We start from the raw sequence: 912 nt of genomic DNA, 5'->3' as shown, positions 1-912 counted from the left end.
TATATCGTTATGGGGACTGCTGCTGAAAATCCGGAGGGAGCTTGAGCTTTCCATTAATATGAGACCCGCCAAACAAATGGTAGGCATTACGTCGCCGCTTCTGCATCCAAATGATTTTGACTTCGTGGTGATTCGCGAGAACAGTGAAGGTGAATACAGTGAAGTCGGCGGGCGCATTCACAGAGGCGATGATGAAATCGCCATCCAGAATGCCGTGTTTACGAGAAAAGCGACAGAACGTGTCATGCGCTTTGCCTTCGAATTGGCGAAAAAACGGCGCAGCCATGTGACAAGCGCCACAAAGTCTAACGGCATTTATCACGCGATGCCGTTTTGGGATGAAGTCTTTCAGCAGACAGCCGCTGATTATAGCGGAATCGAAACATCATCTCAGCATATTGATGCGCTGGCCGCTTTTTTTGTGACGCGTCCGGAAACGTTTGATGTCATTGTGGCGAGCAACTTGTTCGGTGATATTTTAACCGACATCAGCTCAAGCCTGATGGGAAGCATCGGCATTGCGCCTTCTGCGAACATCAATCCATCCGGCAAATATCCGTCCATGTTTGAACCGGTTCACGGCTCAGCTCCTGACATTGCCGGACAGGGCCTTGCCAATCCGATCGGCCAGATTTGGACAGCGAAGCTGATGCTCGACCACTTCGGAGAGGAAGAGCTGGGGGCGAAAATTCTGGATGTAATGGAGCAAGTGACTGCCAACGGCATCAAAACACGCGACATTGGGGGACAAAGCACAACGGCTGAGGTCACTGATGAAATCTGTTCGCGCTTAAGAAAGCTCTGATGAATCAGGCCGGGGCAGATGGCTGCCCCTGCCTGTCCATTTCCTTACGAAAATTTCCACGAAGGTCTAACCAAGCAGATCCAAATGCTGTATAATAATTTGGAATT

At 50.0% G+C, this 912-nt stretch carries 1 protein-coding gene; it reads left to right on the top strand.

Features of this window, described 5'->3' with window-relative positions:
- Positions 1–805, top strand: an 805-nt coding sequence (locus tag ACWHAR_RS24485; RefSeq protein WP_452088109.1) for a tartrate dehydrogenase, incomplete at its 5' end; no start/stop codon positions are given.
- Between the last annotated feature and the right edge of the window lie 107 nt (positions 806–912).

The organism is Bacillus sp. LR--39 (genome assembly GCF_053613335.1).
The sequence above is the reverse complement of the archived record's forward strand: the minus strand, read 5'-3'. Positions and strand labels throughout refer to the sequence as shown.